General features: G+C 61.6%; 10 protein-coding genes. 5 read left to right on the plus strand and 5 right to left on the minus strand.

The features are described 5' to 3' along the window. Position 1: 1 nt before the first annotated feature. The 4 genes from folP to ATN37_RS20785 form a co-directional block, all read right to left on the minus strand. A complete protein-coding gene (gene folP / locus ATN37_RS20770) occupies positions 2-862 on the minus strand; it encodes a dihydropteroate synthase (RefSeq protein ID WP_218695589.1) in 861 nt (286 codons plus the stop codon). Between the two features lie 5 nt (positions 863-867). Continuing rightward, the gene (folE, locus tag ATN37_RS20775; RefSeq protein ID WP_019746783.1) at positions 868-1,485 is read right to left on the minus strand and encodes a GTP cyclohydrolase I FolE; all 618 of its coding nucleotides are present in this window, start codon (positions 1,483-1,485) and stop codon (positions 868-870) included. Between the two features lie 59 nt (positions 1,486-1,544). After that, entirely contained in the window at positions 1,545-4,109 is a 2,565-nt protein-coding gene (gene ftsH, locus ATN37_RS20780) for an ATP-dependent zinc metalloprotease FtsH (protein ID WP_218695567.1), read from the minus strand. Between the two features lie 267 nt (positions 4,110-4,376). Further along, positions 4,377-5,024 carry a FadR/GntR family transcriptional regulator gene (locus ATN37_RS20785; RefSeq protein WP_007727006.1) on the minus strand — a complete coding sequence of 216 codons (648 nt, stop codon included), beginning with the start codon at positions 5,022-5,024 and terminating at the stop codon, positions 4,377-4,379. Between the two features lie 99 nt (positions 5,025-5,123). Between ATN37_RS20785 and ATN37_RS20790 the strand changes: the two genes are divergently transcribed. Both ATN37_RS20790 and ATN37_RS20795 read left to right on the plus strand, forming a co-directional pair. Continuing rightward, positions 5,124-6,464, plus strand: a complete 1,341-nt coding sequence (locus ATN37_RS20790; protein ID WP_218695568.1) for an SLC13 family permease — start codon at positions 5,124-5,126, stop codon at positions 6,462-6,464. A 28-nt stretch (positions 6,465-6,492) separates the two neighbouring features. Next, positions 6,493-7,902 (plus strand): acyl-CoA synthetase, encoded by a 1,410-nt coding sequence (locus ATN37_RS20795; protein ID WP_217018333.1) that lies wholly within the window; start codon positions 6,493-6,495, stop codon positions 7,900-7,902. Positions 7,903-7,975: 73 nt separating this feature from the next. Here ATN37_RS20795 and ATN37_RS20800 read toward each other — a convergent pair whose 3' ends face one another. Beyond that, complete coding sequence (locus tag ATN37_RS20800; RefSeq protein WP_042451975.1) at positions 7,976-9,277, minus strand: hypothetical protein; 1,302 nt, start codon at positions 9,275-9,277, stop codon at positions 7,976-7,978. Positions 9,278-9,458: 181 nt separating this feature from the next. Between ATN37_RS20800 and ATN37_RS20805 the strand changes: the two genes are divergently transcribed. Genes ATN37_RS20805 through ATN37_RS20815 form a run of 3 tightly spaced genes read left to right on the plus strand, consistent with a single transcriptional unit; the run spans position 9,459 to position 15,522 of the window. Further along, positions 9,459-10,760, plus strand: coding sequence for a hypothetical protein (locus tag ATN37_RS20805; protein ID WP_156511694.1), 1,302 nt, complete (start codon positions 9,459-9,461; stop codon positions 10,758-10,760). After that, on the plus strand, positions 10,757-12,793 hold the full coding sequence (locus tag ATN37_RS20810) for a hypothetical protein (protein WP_217018331.1): 2,037 nt from the start codon (positions 10,757-10,759) through the stop codon (positions 12,791-12,793). The genes ATN37_RS20805 and ATN37_RS20810 overlap by 4 nt, the downstream gene beginning before the upstream one ends. After that, a complete protein-coding gene (locus ATN37_RS20815; RefSeq protein ID WP_217018329.1) occupies positions 12,781-15,522 on the plus strand; it encodes a DEAD/DEAH box helicase in 2,742 nt (913 codons plus the stop codon). Before ATN37_RS20810 ends, ATN37_RS20815 begins: the two co-directional genes overlap by 13 nt. The last annotated feature ends 6 nt before the right edge of the window (positions 15,523-15,528 follow it).

A 15,528-nucleotide genomic window follows, 5' to 3' on the forward strand; every position in this document is an offset into this window, starting at 1 on the left:
GTCAGGCCCTTTCTCGTCCACGGTTCCAGGCGTCGACCACGGCAATGGCGTCGAGCGAAGCTTGTGCGTCGTGCACCCGAACTCCCCAGGCGCCCTCGCGCGCTGCAAGGGCGGAGACCACGGCCGTCGCAGTCTCGCGGCCACCAGGTGGACGCGGATTGCCGTCGGGATCGCTGAGCAGAGACCCGAGGAACCGCTTTCGGGAAGCGCCGACCAGTACCGGGAATCCGGTCGCGTTGAACTCGGGTAGTGCGCGCAACAGTGCCCAGTTGTGGTCGGCGTTCTTAGCGAACCCGAGGCCGGGGTCGAGGATGATCGACGACGAATCGACCCCTGCCTTCAACGCCAGATCGACCTGCGACAGCAGTTCGTCACGGACGTCGCGGACCACGTCGTCGTAGTGATCGGCGCTGCCACGATGGACGTAGTCGCCGGCCGAGCGCCAATGCATGAGGATCCAGGGCACTCCGGCGTCGGCCACAACGGACGCCATGTCGGGGTCTGCGCGACCGCCCGATACGTCGTTGACGATGCCTGCGCCCGCTTCGATCGCGGCGGCGGCGACGGAAGCACGCATCGTGTCGACGCTGACGCGAATTCCGGCTGCCACCAGTTCTTCGATCACCGGGACAATTCGGTCCGCCTCGAGTTTCGGATCGACACGGGTGGCTCCGGGACGCGTCGACTCGCCGCCGACGTCGACGATGTCGACGCCGATGCGTTGCAGTTCGAGTCCGCGAGCGATCGCCGCGTCACGATCGAGAAATTGACCACCGTCGGAAAACGAATCGGCGGTGACGTTCAGAATCCCCATCACGACCATCCGGGCCGGATCGCTGCCTGCAACGGGAGCCGCGGACATCTTGCTCACTTACGCAGGATGAGGTCCAGCGCTTCGGACCGTGAGGCCGCGCTGGATTGCAGGAGCCCACGAACCGCAGACGTGGTCGTGCTGGCTCCTGGCTTGCGGATACCGCGCATCGCCATGCACAGATGCTCGGCTTCGATGACGACGATGGCTCCACGCGGGTCGAGCTTGCGCATCAATGCGTCCGCGATCTGACTGGTCAGGCGTTCTTGAACCTGCGGACGCTTGGCGTACAGGTCGACGACGCGCGCGAGCTTCGACAAACCGGTGACCTTGCCCGACTTTCCCGGGATGTAGCCAACGTGAGCAACACCGTGGAAGGACACCAGGTGGTGCTCGCACGTCGAGAACATCGGAATGTCTCGCACGAGCACCAACTCCTGGTGACCCTCGTCGAAAGTTGTGTTCAACGCGTCGTCAGGTTCGGAGTACAGACCCGCGAAGATCTCCTTGTACGAGCGCGCAACCCGGGCCGGCGTATCGAGCAGTCCTGGGCGCTCCGGATCTTCACCGACCGCGATCAACAATTCCCGTACGGCAGCCTCTGCCCGCGCCTGATCGAACGGGCGGCCCGTTCCGAGCGACACCAGTTCACTGGCCACATCATTCACCGACAACCGAACTCTCCTCGAGAATTGTTCACAGGTCCCCCGCCGCAGAGCCTAGTGGCGCAAGGTCAGCGAGATCCGTCCGGTCCGTCCCAGCGAACGGTGCTCGGTCCCTCGTCCTCAGCCGAATGATGCGGCGGAGGAGTTTGCGGCTGTTCCGGTGCGGGGCTCTGCCACTGGTTTTCACCCGACGGGTTTCCCCGGTTCGGATCGGCGAAGGGTCCACTGTCCGGGTACTGCACCGGGTAATCGGGCTGCGCGGGGTAACGGCGGCCGGGATGCGGCTGCTCCGGGTACGCCTGCTGCCCCGGGTGCGGCTGGCCGTACTGCCCCTGATCGGGCTGGGGCTGACCGTGTTGGGGCTGACCGTACTGGCCAGGCGACTGGTTCGGCGGGGTCGGATTCTGTCCACCGGTGTACCCACCCGACTGCTGTCCGGGGTACGTCGGCGACGGGTTCTCACGCGGAGGCCAACCCGGTGCCGACCATCCGGCGGGCGCTCCGTAGTCGGGTGTTCCCGGTTGCGGAGTCTGCTGCGGAGCACTCGGCTGCGGGTACGAAGGCTGTGCGTAGCCGTTCGAGGGTCCCTGGTTGCCGTTGTTGGGGAGACCACCGTTGTTGGGGACACCACCGTTGGGGGCACCGCTGTTGGGTGCACCTGCCTTGACGAGAACAGGTGCGGCAGCGGGCTCCGGCCAGGTTTCGCCGCGCTCGATCGCGAGTTCGCGAGGAGTCTTCACCGGCGGACGATCCGAAGGCGTGCGCCCACCGAAATCGTTGAAAGCCGTGATGCGCGGACGCTTTTCGACGCCGGCAAGGATCTTCTCGAGGTCCTTGCGAGTCAACGTCTCACGCTCGAGCAGTTCGGTAGCGATGAGGTCGAGCGCATCGCGGTACTCGTTGAGGATTGCCCACGCTTCGGTGTGCGCTGCCTCGATGAGGTTGCGCACCTCTTCGTCGATTTCACGGGCGATCTCGTGTGAGTAGTCGGACTGAACGCCCATCGAACGGCCGAGGAACGGATCCCCGCCCTCCTGTCCGTAGCGAACCGCGCCGAGCTTGGCACTCATGCCGTATTCGGTGACCATCGCGCGGGCGATCTTGGTCGCCATGTCGATATCGGACGACGCTCCGGTGGTGGGCTCGTGGAACACCAACTCCTCGGCGGCGCGTCCACCCATTGCCATGACGAGACGAGCGATCATCTCCGAACGCGTCATCAAACCCTTGTCGTCCTCTGGCACGGTCATCGCGTGGCCACCCGTGCGACCGCGAGCGAGGATCGTGACCTTGTAGACCGGCTCGATGTCAGGCATTGCCCAAGCAGCCAGCGTGTGACCGCCCTCGTGGTACGCCGTGATCTTCTTCTCGTGCTCGCTGATGATGCGACTCTTACGCCGCGGTCCACCGACAACACGATCCACCGATTCCTCGAGCGAGGCTTCGGTGATGACGGTTCCGTTTTCGCGTGCGGTGAGCAGCGCAGCCTCGTTGATGACGTTGGCGAGATCAGCACCCGACATTCCGACGGTCCGCTTGGCGAGACCTTCGAGGTCGGCGTTGGGATCGATCGGCTTGCCCTGCGAGTGCACGCGCAGGATCGCGCGGCGACCGGCGAGGTCGGGGGCGCCGACCGGAATCTGGCGATCGAAGCGTCCCGGACGCAGCAGTGCGGGGTCGAGGATGTCGGGGCGGTTGGTTGCGGCGATCAAGATGATGCCGGTGCGATCACCGAAGCCGTCCATCTCGACGAGCAACTGGTTGAGTGTCTGCTCGCGCTCGTCGTGTCCGCCGCCCAGGCCTGCGCCGCGCTGACGACCGACGGCGTCGATCTCGTCGACGAAGATGATGCAGGGGCTGTTCTGCTTGGCCTGCTCGAACATGTCGCGAACACGCGAAGCACCGACACCGACGAACATCTCGACGAAGTCAGAACCGGAGATGGTGAAGAACGGGACGCCGGCTTCGCCTGCGACAGCGCGTGCGAGCAGCGTCTTACCGGTTCCGGGAGGGCCGTACAGCAGGACACCGCGCGGAATCTTGGCGCCGAGCGCCTGGTAGCGGGCCGGGTTCTGCAGGAAGTCCTTGATCTCGTACAGCTCTTCGACAGCCTCGTCCGCACCGGCGACGTCGGCGAACGTGGTTTTCGGCATGTCCTTGGTGAGCTGCTTGGCCTTCGACTTACCGAATCCCATGACTCCGCCGCGACCACCGCCGCCCTGCATCCGGTTCATGACGAAGAAGAAGATGCCGAACAGAATGATCATCGGCAGCACGAACAGAAGGATCGACGTCAGCCAGCTCTCCTGAGTGACCGTCGTGTTGAACTTGTCCGCACCGGCGCCTTCGACCTTGTCGAAGATCTGCTCCGACGCACTCGCGGGGTACTTCGCCAGGATCTGCGTCTTACCGTCGGTGGCGTCGTTGCCGTTCTTGAGCCACAGACGCACCTGCTGCTCACGGTCGTCGATCTGCGCCGACTCAACGTTCTTGGCGTCGAGTTGGGAGATCGCGACCGAGGTGTCGACGGTCTTGAAGTCGCGGGTGTCGTTGCTGAAGTAGCTGAAGGCATAGATCACCAACAGCACGACGGCTACGAGTAGCACGTTACGGAACACAGTCTTACGGTTCATACAGGTCGGCCGATGTGGCCGGTCCTTTCGAGAGTGCGGGTCTGCCAGGTCGCCTTCCGGCTGCCAACCGGACACCTGCAGGTTACCGCGATCGGCCCCATCGATGCCCGCCAGCGGCCGTGCCGCTTGGTTGGAACGGTCGTCACTGTGTTCAACGTGCGCATTACCGATCAGGTTCCCGGGCTACGTCGCAGCACAGTTTCCTGTGAGCGAACATGCTCATAGTGGTTATCGTGCGCTTTTCCGACGCTCGTCCGTCGTTATTCGTCAGGCCGTTTCGGAGAGGATTCCCGCAACAGCGTCAGCGGCGCCCGATTGGTCACCGTCGATGATCCGGTGCGCGAGCTGATCTAGTCGCGCAGACAGTCGCGCCGAGGACTCGGGCACGTCCGCCTGCTTGGCGATGGTGTCGTCGAGATCAGCCAATAAGCCGCCGCCGGCCAGGTGCCTGACGCAGCGCCATGTCTCGGCGAAGTTTCTCGCGGTCCCGTCGTCGGTCAACATCGCGACCCGAAGCGCAGCGTTGGGATTCGACGCCGCCGCCCGAGCCAGGCCGGCCATGATCGCTTCCCTGGCAGCAGTCAGTTCGTCGACAGTTCGGTCTTGCAACCGCACTCCCGAATCCGCAGACCTACCCGCGTCGGGCGTGGGAGCTTCGCGAATCACCGCTCCGTTACCGTGCTGAATTTCCACTCTGCCTCGAATCTCGAGGGCCACGAGCGCTTGAGCCAGCGACGCTCGACTGACGCCGAGTTCGGCAGCCAGGCTGCGTTCGGGAGGGAGCCGATCGCCGGGCGAAAGGCCTTGAGCCTCGATGAAATTCGAAATGTGCTCGGCCAACTGCTCATACAGACGCGGACGCTTCAATCGTCCGGGCAGGCCCGAGCGCGAGCCGGGCGATGACGTCGAATTCATGCCTCGGAGTGTACTTGACAAATGGAGCAGTGGCAGAGAGGCTAGGCCAATTCCAAGTGATGCAGACCACAAGCTGGTCGCGAACGGATTGAGAGTTCGATGGCAAATGTCATAGCCCTGTCAGTACTTGTCCTGGTGTTCGTCATATCCACCGTGAGGTCGGTGAACATGGGTGCGCTCGCCCTGGTGGCTGCCTTCGTCGTCGGAACACTGGTCTTCACCGTCGATACCAGCGAGATCCTCGACGGCTTCCCGGCCAGCCTCTTCGTCATCCTGGTCGGCGTCACCTACCTGTTCGCGCTGGCCAGAAACAACGGCACGGTCGACTGGATCATTCACGCGGCAGTCCGCGCGGTCAGAGGACGAGTGGCCCTCGTGCCGTGGGCGATGTTCGCGGTGTGCGCAGCCGTGACCGCCATGGGCGCGGTCAGTCCCGCTGCCGTCGCCATCATCGCGCCCGTGGCAATGGGCTTCGCCACCCGCTACCGGATCCACCCCATGCTGATGGGCTTCATGGTCGTCCAGGGCGCAACGGCGGGCAGCTTCTCCCCTATCGGAATCTTCGGTGTGATCACCAACGACGTCATGCGTCAGAACGGCCTCCCGTCGAGCCCGGCCTTGCTGTTCGTCTCGACCTTCGCGGCCGCGGCCGTTGTTGCTGCCATCGCGTACGTCTCGTTCGGCGGACGCGCGTTGATTGCGCGCGGCGCCTCCGAACGCGTGCTCGTCAACGCAGCCGGCAATGCGTCTGGCGGTGGCGACACCATCACCGGTTGGGGTTCCGGCGACAGCTCGAAGGGTGGCGGCAAGTCCTCGGGTGGGGCCGCTCCGCACGAGGTAGCGCTCAATCTCGAGCGGCGACTCACCCTGCTCGGACTGGCGTCGCTTGCACTCGGCGCCTTGGTGTTCGACCTCGACGTCGGATTCACCGCACTGACCGTCGCGGTACTTCTCACCCTGATCTTCCCGGCCTCCGCCCGCGGCGCCGTCGACAAGATCAGCTGGGGCACCGTGCTCCTCATCGGCGGAATCGTCACGTACGTCGCTCTTCTGCAGAACCAGAACACCGTCCAGTGGCTCGGGGATTCTGTTGCACACGTGGGGATTCCACTTCTCGCGGCGTTCTTGATCTGTCTGATCGGCGCGATCGTGTCGGCGTTTGCATCCACCACGGGAATCCTCGGCGCACTCATCCCTTTGGCAATTCCATTCCTCATGACCGGTCAGGTCAATGCAACCGGTCTGGTCATCGCGCTGGCAATCTCCTCGTCTCTGGTCGATTGCAGTCCGTTCTCGACCAACGGCGCGCTGGTGGTCGCGAACGCCGCTCCGGAAGAACGCGACGTGGTGTTCGGGCTGACGATGCGGTGGGGCATGACCATCATGGTGGTGACGCCGATTCTCGCCTGGCTGCTGTTCGTTGTTCCCTGGTCCGTCTGAATCTTCGCTCAAAGAAAGGGAACTCGCGATGAACAGCGAATCCACACTTCTGCGCTCCCTCGACCCCCGCATCTTCGACGATCACGGAGCGGCGGTCAGTTTCGGCGAAGGCGCAACCCTCTCTCGCGCCGACTTGTTTGCCGCCGCCACCGCGGTCGCCGATCGAATCCACGGTGCACAGCGAGTGGCAGTACAAGCCGCCGCCGGCCTCGAGACAGTGGTCGCCGTCGCCGGCGCACTGATCGCCGGTGTTGCCGTGGTCCCGATCCCGCCGGACTCCGGCCCGCTCGAACGTCAGCACATCATCGCCGATTCCCAGGCCGAACTGATACTCGGAGACGGACCGTCGGATTCGAGTATCCCGTTGATTCCCATCGATATTCACGCGCGATCTGCGACGTCCTATCCCGAACCGAGCGCGGCAGCTACCGCACTGATCATGTACACCTCAGGAACCACCGGAGCTCCGAAAGGCGTTGTCCTCTCGCGAGCATCGATCGCTGCGGATCTCGACGCGCTCGCTCATGTGTGGAATTGGACGCCAGAGGACACACTCGTCCACGGACTGCCCCTCTTCCACGTCCACGGGTTGATTCTCGGCGTGTTGGGCGCCTTGCGCGTGGGTTCGCCGCTGATTCATACCTTCAGACCAACTCCGGATTCGTATGCCGCAGCGGGTGGCTCGTTGTACTTCGGTGTTCCGACCGTCTGGTCACGCGTGTGCGGTGAGCCCTCGGCGGCAGCAGCATTGCGATCCGCGCGCTTGCTCGTGTCCGGAAGTGCACCACTTCCGGTTCCATTGTTCGAGCGGATGAAATCGCTGACCGGGTTGGCTCCCGTCGAGCGCTACGGAATGAGTGAAACCCTCATCACCGTCAGCACGACGCACGACGGCGAACGTCGCCCGGGTTGGGTCGGGCACGCCGTTCCGGGAGTCAGGACGAGGTTGCGCGGCGAGAACGGCGAATTGTCGGCGCACGACGGAGAGCAGCTTGGGCAACTGGAAGTTGCGGGCGCCGTTCTCTTCGACGAGTACCTCGGGAACCCCTCGAAGACAGCGGAATCCATGACCGAAGACGGCTGGTTCCGCACCGGCGACATCGCGGTGATCGACGACAGCGGATTCCACCGCATCGTAGGTCGCGAGTCGGTCGACATGATCAAGTCCGGTGGATACCGCATCGGTGCCGGCGAGGTGGAACAGGCACTTCTGGCATACCCCGGCGTTCGCGAGGCCGCCGTCGTCGGTGTGCCGGACGACGATCTCGGCCAGCGCATAGTCGCCTTCATCGTCGGCGACGTAGCCGACTGCGCTGTGGTTTCGGACTTCGTCGCCGAATCACTGTCGATCCACAAGCGCCCACGCCAGGTTTGTCTGGTGGACAGCTTGCCCCGCAACGCTATGGGCAAAGTCCAGAAGAAGCTGCTGACGCTCTGAGGCTGGACCTGTAGCAGCCACCGACGAACCCAGTGGCTGCTACGTGCTCATTTGCGGTGCGAGTCAGCTCGGACTAGGCGGCCAGGGCGGGAAAGACGACAACCGATCCATCACGCCGTCTTGCGATCTCGATCGCCACGTCGGATTCGTTGTCCGACATTGCGACCCCATCTCCCAACTCCCGCAACAGGTATGCGGTCCGCAGCATCTTGTCGACTTCACTCGACTTGAACACAAAATCACGAACACCGTGGGATCGGTCAAGCCTCAGCTCGGAAAGTCCCATGAGCAGTGACGCGATGCCCGACTCCAACTTCGCGACACGCTGCTGATCGCTCTTCAACGCGCGAGTAAAGCTCTCGAAAGGGTTGGCTTCGTCCATCTGAGCGTGCTCCACAGCTTGAAGGACGATCACACGCTTCTTGAGCGCGATAGCGAGTGCGGCAAGCTCGAGGTGGGCGCGGAACTCGCCACCGTCCTCGTCGATTCCGGTGAACGCTTTTCGCAGAGTATCGAGCTCGACGCGACCGGTCTTCAATGCGTCGAGTCCCTGCTGCCATTTCTTCAGTCGCCCTTCGGCATCCGCCATACCGACACTGATCGCGTGTACGGCGGAGTCCAGTCCAACTGACGCGCCGATGCGTCCCTGATCGAGCAGAATCGCAGTCGCAGTGTCGATCGCGCCCCGACATCCGTTCAGGGAGTTACGTTCCTTTTGCAACGCGTCATCGTGGAGCTTCTCGAGTAACTTGGTGATGTTCTCGATTGCGAGTTCACGCTTGTGGTCGGCGTGGGCGCTGACACCAACCGCGACTGCCATCAACACCAGGGGAGCCGCGACTGTCAGTGCACCCGCACTGGCTGCTGCAAGACCTGCCGTCGCGGCGGACCCGCCAGCGGCACCAACCGCGGCTGCCTGTCCTGCAACAGGCACGAACGAGGCCTGCGCAGCAATCCCCGAAGATCCGATAAGCGCACTGTGCACGCCACCCGCCGCCGCCTTGGACGTCATCGGTTTCACCAGCCCACTGCCAACTTGCGCGGCGACTTTTGCCGGGACAACCATGCGGTACAACGTCTCGCCACTCGCGACCGCTGAACTCGACGAAGCTTTGGATGTCTGGCTGATCAGCTGCGACAGATGGGTAGCCAGTGGACTCGCACTATCCAGGGAGATCCCTCGATCGAGGTCGATCGACTTCGGAAGCGGATGCGCCTCGAGTGTTGCGATCGGGGTCTCGGCCAACACCGCCAGGACTGTCCGCAACTCCGCCAGTCGGTCGGGCGTCATGGTTCCCTCGTCCGGAATAGCGGGCACCTCCGCCTGCTTTGTAGCAAGCGTCCACACCGGAATTACATTGTCATTGTCGACCACATCGAGCCTTCCTCGGTTACGTCGCGCTCACGCTATCCGGTCACTCAGATATTTGGATGCGTACACGGTATGCGGCTGGGATGGACCAGTGCCGCCAACGTTCCCCCACGCCAAGACTGCAGTGCTGGTACAACCATCTCGTGGACACACTGCTCGCACCAACATGTCATGAGGTGTGCTCATGACCTCAGCGCTCACGGGCTTCACGGTCCCCCAGTTCTCAGAGTTCGATCCGCCGGTCGCAGGAGAAGGGAGCCTGGACCCAATGGGTCTCGGCGCCATTTCGGAAAAGTTGTCTGACAAACTGGTTCCCGACTTCCGCGCGCGAATGACTCGGTTTCGCCTGATGACAGCCATGGCCGTCGGCAGTATCGTCTGTGACGATTTCGAATCCACACGTGCCGCAGACGGCGTGACAACACCCCAAATCGCATTCGAATGGATAGTTCTGGAGGCGTTTGCGCGAAGTTCTAAAAGTGCACTGCGTGGCGTCCCCGGGATGCAGAAAGCACGGGCGGTGGTCGGGCGCCGAGATCGCCTGTCTGCGAACTCGTACCTCAAAGGTCCGTCGGTGTTCGGTTTTCACGGCGTGTACAAGCCGCTCGCGAAAACGCTCGACATCGTTACTTCGAGCTTGACGGCGGGGTCGCAGCAAACAGCATTGGTGTCGATGTGGGAACGCGAAGCCAACCTTCCTGGCTTCGTCGATGAGACCGCAGGAACGGACGGTGGCGAACTACGTCGCGACCTGCGCAACGCCCTACGTCGAAGCTTCGAGTCATCTCGCTGCGATGTTGCTCCTACTGGTAGGACAGTCGGCACACTTGCGCAGGCATTAGATCCCGACGGCCCGGGAGCAGGTGAACGCAGCTTACTCCGGGGCCTGTCCGAAGAACGCCACCCGCTACGCAGTGAACTCGCGCGCTTGCTGGAACCTTCACTCGACGACGAAACCCTGACGGAAAGCGATGTGATTTCGGAGATTGTTCGCGCTTCGTCGCCCGCACTTCGCGAGACGATCAACGCCGTCATCGCATACGAGAACTTTGCGCGCTACCTCGACACTTGCTTCCGTACGGTGTGCCACGTTTCGTATTCGCTGGGCACGACGCCATTGAAAGCCGACGCGTTGAAGCACGATCCGACCTTCGTCCGCGCAGCAGGAAATCTCCCGGCTCTCCACAAGCGCGCGTTCGAGACGCTCTCCGCGACAACGGGTACAGTTGAATTCGATGCGCGTTTCACCGGTTTCGCCGACGAACACACACCCGCCGATCTGGCCCAACTGGTTCTGAATCATCATGGCGCGATACAAGCGTCGAAGCCGCCACTGGGCAAGCGGCCATGGTTCGAGCCGTACAAGAACGGCTGGTTGGTGCGGCCCGGATACGAGGAACGAACCCGGCCATCGCTCGACGGACCATTCATTCATCCCATCCGAATAAACGCATTGCGTCGATTCTTACGAGATACCGCCGTATGACCACAAAAATGCTCGACCACTGGTCCGCGCCAGCAGGCAGCGGATCTGCAGTGGCATGTCTGGCAACAACATTCACATTCGACCCTCAGTTCTTCACGGATGATTGCCTTAGCAGATTTCTTGCGCTATCTGCGGTAACCGGCGAGGGGGACAAGATCAGCTCGATTGCCGCAACCTTCGAAGAGGAGCTTCGACTTAGTGAAACCGCGGCCATCTCAGTCCTGGTCGATCGAGGCACTCGCACCGACAGACGCAATCTTCGATGGGACCTGATACCGGTTTCGACGGGCAATGGCCTACTACATGCCAAAGTCGTAATACTCATATGGGAACGCCATGCGCGCATCGTCGTCGGCTCGGCAAACCTCACCCCTGCGGGCTACCGAGAAAAGATCGAGGCGGCGCTTGCATTCGACATCACCCAAGGCTGCCAGATACCACGCCCAGTCCTTCTCGGCATAGTGAGCGAACTGCGCAGCTACCTTGAATTGTTGCCTGGTGCAGCTAGTTCGACGACGGATCGGGCAACGGACACGCTCAACCGCATCACCAGCCGCATCGAGCAACATTCCCCTGCCTTGCCGACAGAAACCGCAGTGCACCTCGCGGTCGCGCCTTCAGCTCCCGGTTCTTCCCCACTCGACGGTTACAAGGCTGTGTGGCGAACATCGAAGAAACCACTGCGGGCATCCGTACTGTCACCCTTCTGGGATGCCGCAACGAGCACGACGGCATTGACCTCGGTTCGATCGTTACTCACCGGCCAGCCGAAGACTGCGCGAAGCGTGACCGCTGTCGTCGGCCTTGATCGTGTGGGTGCGGTAATGGCACCGGTTGAGCTCGCCTCACAAGTGGATCGAGTGCGAGCACTGGCGCCACTCGATGCCGAGCAACGCACCTTGCATGCCAAGGCACTTGTGTTGGAGAACGACGAGTGGGTCGCGGCACTCATAGGATCATCGAACGCAACCACGGCCGGTTGGGGGCTCGCAACGACCCATGGCCACCGAGAACTCAATGTGTGGGTCGGCGCCCCGCGTACGTCGCCCACAGGTCGAGCTTTGCGCGCACTGGTCAGTACACAGAAATCCGTCGACTTGAATGCCATCGAAACGGTGAACACTGATGACGACGACAGCAACCTTCCTTCACTTCCGCTCTTCTTCTCTTGGTGCACAATCGAACTGACGTCGAATTCCGCACAGTTGGTGCTTTCGTTCGATCGAACGGAGCAAGAGCCGGACTCGTGGTCTGTGCACGCACTTGGCCTCGAGTGCGCTGTGGACCAAGAGTTGTGGCGGAAGCAATTGCAACCTGAACAACTTTTTGTGACGGTAGACAGAACCGCAGTACCTTCATTCCTCGACGTCGGTTGGACGGCTGACGGAACCCCGGTATCAGCCCAATGGGTAGCGAACGTCGACGACACGAGCAAGCTGCCGATTCCCGCAGAACTTGAGGACCTTCCTGTGCAACTCTTACTGGACGCCCTCGGATCGACCCGTCCGCTCCCAGCTGCGGTGGAGCATGAACTCCGGCGAATCGAAGCTCGAAAGCTGGCGGGTACGGATGCAACCGACGCCCTACGCCGATTCGATTCGAGCGGTCTACTGCTGCATCGCACACGCGCGCGGTCTGCAGCCCTCTGGGCGTTGCGTGAGCGACTCGGCACACGTGCTGCTTCGCTCGAGGTATTGCGAAATCGCCTGTTCGGTGTGGTCGGGCCAGTCGAGATCGGTAGGCTCCTCGTACTTGACCAGACAGCTCTCGATGGGGGTTCGTCGGGCACAGGGACCGCAGCACCCGCCGAGACTCATTTCCTTCTCGCTGAGATCGCACTGACGGTCGGGACCGTCGACTGGAAATGCGCTCTCCAATCTTTGGATCGCGCTGTCGCACAGAGTGTTCTCGCCGAGGCACTTTCGAAGATCGAGGACAGACAACGATCCCTGAATTCCGATGAATTGGAGAGTGACATGCTCGAATACGTTGCCGACGCATTCAAGGAGGCACGGCGCTCATGTGGACTTTGAGCCCGGACATCGACCTCTCGAACGACAACCTCCCCACAGCAGACTCGACGCGCCAGCAGAAAACCGCTGAGGAGATTCTTCGTAGATTCGCGAATCAGCCGGGTCTGGTACTTGCCGACGAAGTCGGCATGGGGAAAACATTTGTGGCACTGGCAGTCGCAGCATCGGTCGTTCGAGCAACCGGCCACCGGCATCCGGTCGTGGTGATGGTGCCACCATCCGTCGCCGAGAAATGGCCTCGAGAGTGGAATGTCTTCGCCGAAAAGTGCTTGCCGGACGCGTCGGACATTCGTGTCTCGGGAGCCATTCGACACGGAATCGAGTTCTTGAAGCTTCTCGATGATCCACCAGAACGCCGACGTCACATCATCTTTCTGACGCACGGAGCCTTGACAAGAACGACAAATGATCCGTTCGTCCGACTCGCACTACTTCGACGTGCGGGCCGCAGAAGAGCTGAATTACAGAGGCGACGGCCGGCGATCGCTCGGCATGCATCATTCCTCCTCTCAGACAAACGCTTCCGCGACGAAGCCCTTGTTACGCGCCTTCTCGAAACGCCCGAGAGCAACTGGATGGACTTGTGGAACAAGCACTCGGGGGCTGCACCATTGGATGACGACCCGGTTCCCGCCGCGTTTGTCGATGCCATCGACAATGACATCCTCGAACCACTCCGCGATGCACTCACACTGCTACCAATGAAGCAATCGATCAATTTCGACGATCGGTTGTCCGGAGCCAAGAAAGCTTTGACGACGGCGATGCGCGGCGCTTGGGCTGACGGGCTTCGCCAACTCGATGTCACCCTCCCATTGCTCGTGTTGGACGAAGCCCATCACGTCAAGAACGACAACGCCACATCCGGTTTGTTCGCGAACGAAGAGGCCCAAGGAGATGCCGAAGCACTCCGGGGCCCACTCGGCGGAATGTTCGAGCGCATGTTGTTCCTGACTGCAACCCCGTTCCAGCTCGGACATCACGAATTACTCAGTGTACTAAGGCGGTTCGACGGTATTCGATGGCCGAACCCCGTCGACCGCGTCGCGTTCGAAGACTCGATCAGCGAACTCGGTGATGCATTGGACACTGCGCGATCAGCCGCCCAACGGTTCGAGCAGCGTTGGACAGCCATTGACCCCGTACAGGATTCCAGTTTGAAATCGCTTTCGAGCTTCGACAATGCCGACATCGAGAGTTTGAGTCGTTCGGCCCGTGCCGCTGTAACAAGCGGGATCGATGCGCGTAAGGCCAAAGACTGCGCCGCAGAGGCATTGCGCCCGTGGGTCATCCGCCATCTGAAGTCCAACGACACCGAACGTCGTCGCTATCGTGCCGGTGCGGCGGTCCTCGACAGTAGGGCCGGCGATCTCGGGTTGCCGATCGACGGCGCCGCGGCTTTGCCGTTCCTGCTTGCAGGTCGCGCAGATGCTGTCGCACGGCTGTCTGGCGACTCGACAGGCTCCACCCGATCGCTCTTCTCTTACGGGATAGCATCATCGTTCGAGGCCTATCGCAGAACTCGATCAAATGGGGCGGCAGATATCGACGATGTCGAGGGCGCAAAGCGCACCGCGCCCACGACAGGCCCCGTCAAGTGGTATCTGGATCGTATCGAACAACAACTCCCCGACAATCCAGAGAGCCTCGCGCGCCACCCGAAAATTGCTGCCACAGTGGAGCTTACACTCCGTTTATGGGACGAGGGCCACAAGGTCCTGATCTTCTGTTTCTACCGAGAAACCGGGCGCGCACTTCGGTTGCACATCGCACGAGCACTACAGAAGCGCATAACCGAGCGAGCAGCGGGCGCACTGTTCGTCGATGCCACTGATCCGACAGCAGTCGGCGAAGCCGTCAATCGATTGCGCAATCGCCTGTTACGTAGCGATTCCTCTGGAAACAAACGCATTCGAGATACTGTCGAGGAATTGGCCGACCTTCTCGATAAAGAATCTCGATACCAACTCGGCGAAGTAGTCGTGAGATTTCTTCGCACGGATTCCTTCCTCGTTCGGTTCACGCCCATTTCCCCTTCGATGACCGTCGAAGAACTGATGAAGGGACTCGAAACAGCTCCTCCGGGTGGCATTCCACTACGAAAGCGTATCGAGTCATTTGCCGAGTTTCTTTCCAAGAGAACCCCGGAGGACCGCGAACGCATTCTGAATATTCTGCTGACAACGCGAACCGGCGACATCACAGTCGACGAATCCGCGGACGACGAAATCGATCCAGCAGAGCACTCACCCCTTCACACCACGGTTGCACCCAATGTGCGGCTCGCGAATGGTGAAGTAGCTCAAAAGACTCGACAAAGGCTCATGGCATCATTCAACTCCCCGTTCTTCCCCGATGTGCTCATCGCCAGTTCCGTGATGTCTGAGGGTGTGGATTTGCACGTTGCCTGCCGACATGTCATTCACCACGACTTGGACTGGAACCCCGCGACGCTCGAACAACGAACGGGTCGCCTGGATCGACTCGGCTCGGCCGCGCAACTGGCGGGCGAACCTTTGATCGTGTACGAGCCATACCTCGGCGGCACCCACGATGAACGTATGTATCGAGTGGTCAAAGATCGAGATCGTTGGTTCGGCGTCGTCATGGGAGATACGCGTACTGCGGACAATGCAGAAACGGGTGGTGTGGAAACTAGGGTGCCTCTTCCGTTGTCACTGGTACGTGAACTCACAATGGACTTGGCAGTCACGGAGTCATCCCACTGACGCACA

Origin of the sequence: Rhodococcus sp. MH15, from assembly GCF_019266045.1 — a bacterium.
Classification (GTDB): Bacteria; Actinomycetota; Actinomycetes; order Mycobacteriales; family Mycobacteriaceae; genus Rhodococcus_F; species Rhodococcus_F qingshengii.

Bases quoted from the DNA above. Each gene is read 5' to 3' on its own strand.
- ATN37_RS20815 (WP_217018329.1), top strand. From the start codon at position 12,781: ATGTGGACTTTGAGCCCGGACATCGACCTCTCGAACGACAACCTCCCC.
- ATN37_RS20785 (WP_007727006.1), bottom strand. From the start codon at position 5,024: ATGAATTCGACGTCATCGCCCGGCTCGCGCTCGGGCCTGCCCGGACGA.
- ATN37_RS20810 (WP_217018331.1), top strand. From the start codon at position 10,757: ATGACCACAAAAATGCTCGACCACTGGTCCGCGCCAGCAGGCAGCGGA.
- ATN37_RS20795 (WP_217018333.1), top strand. From the start codon at position 6,493: ATGAACAGCGAATCCACACTTCTGCGCTCCCTCGACCCCCGCATCTTC.
- ATN37_RS20805 (WP_156511694.1), top strand. From the start codon at position 9,459: ATGACCTCAGCGCTCACGGGCTTCACGGTCCCCCAGTTCTCAGAGTTC.
- ATN37_RS20790 (WP_218695568.1), top strand. From the start codon at position 5,124: ATGGCAAATGTCATAGCCCTGTCAGTACTTGTCCTGGTGTTCGTCATA.
- ftsH (WP_218695567.1), bottom strand. From the start codon at position 4,109: ATGAACCGTAAGACTGTGTTCCGTAACGTGCTACTCGTAGCCGTCGTG.
- folP (WP_218695589.1), bottom strand. From the start codon at position 862: ATGTCCGCGGCTCCCGTTGCAGGCAGCGATCCGGCCCGGATGGTCGTG.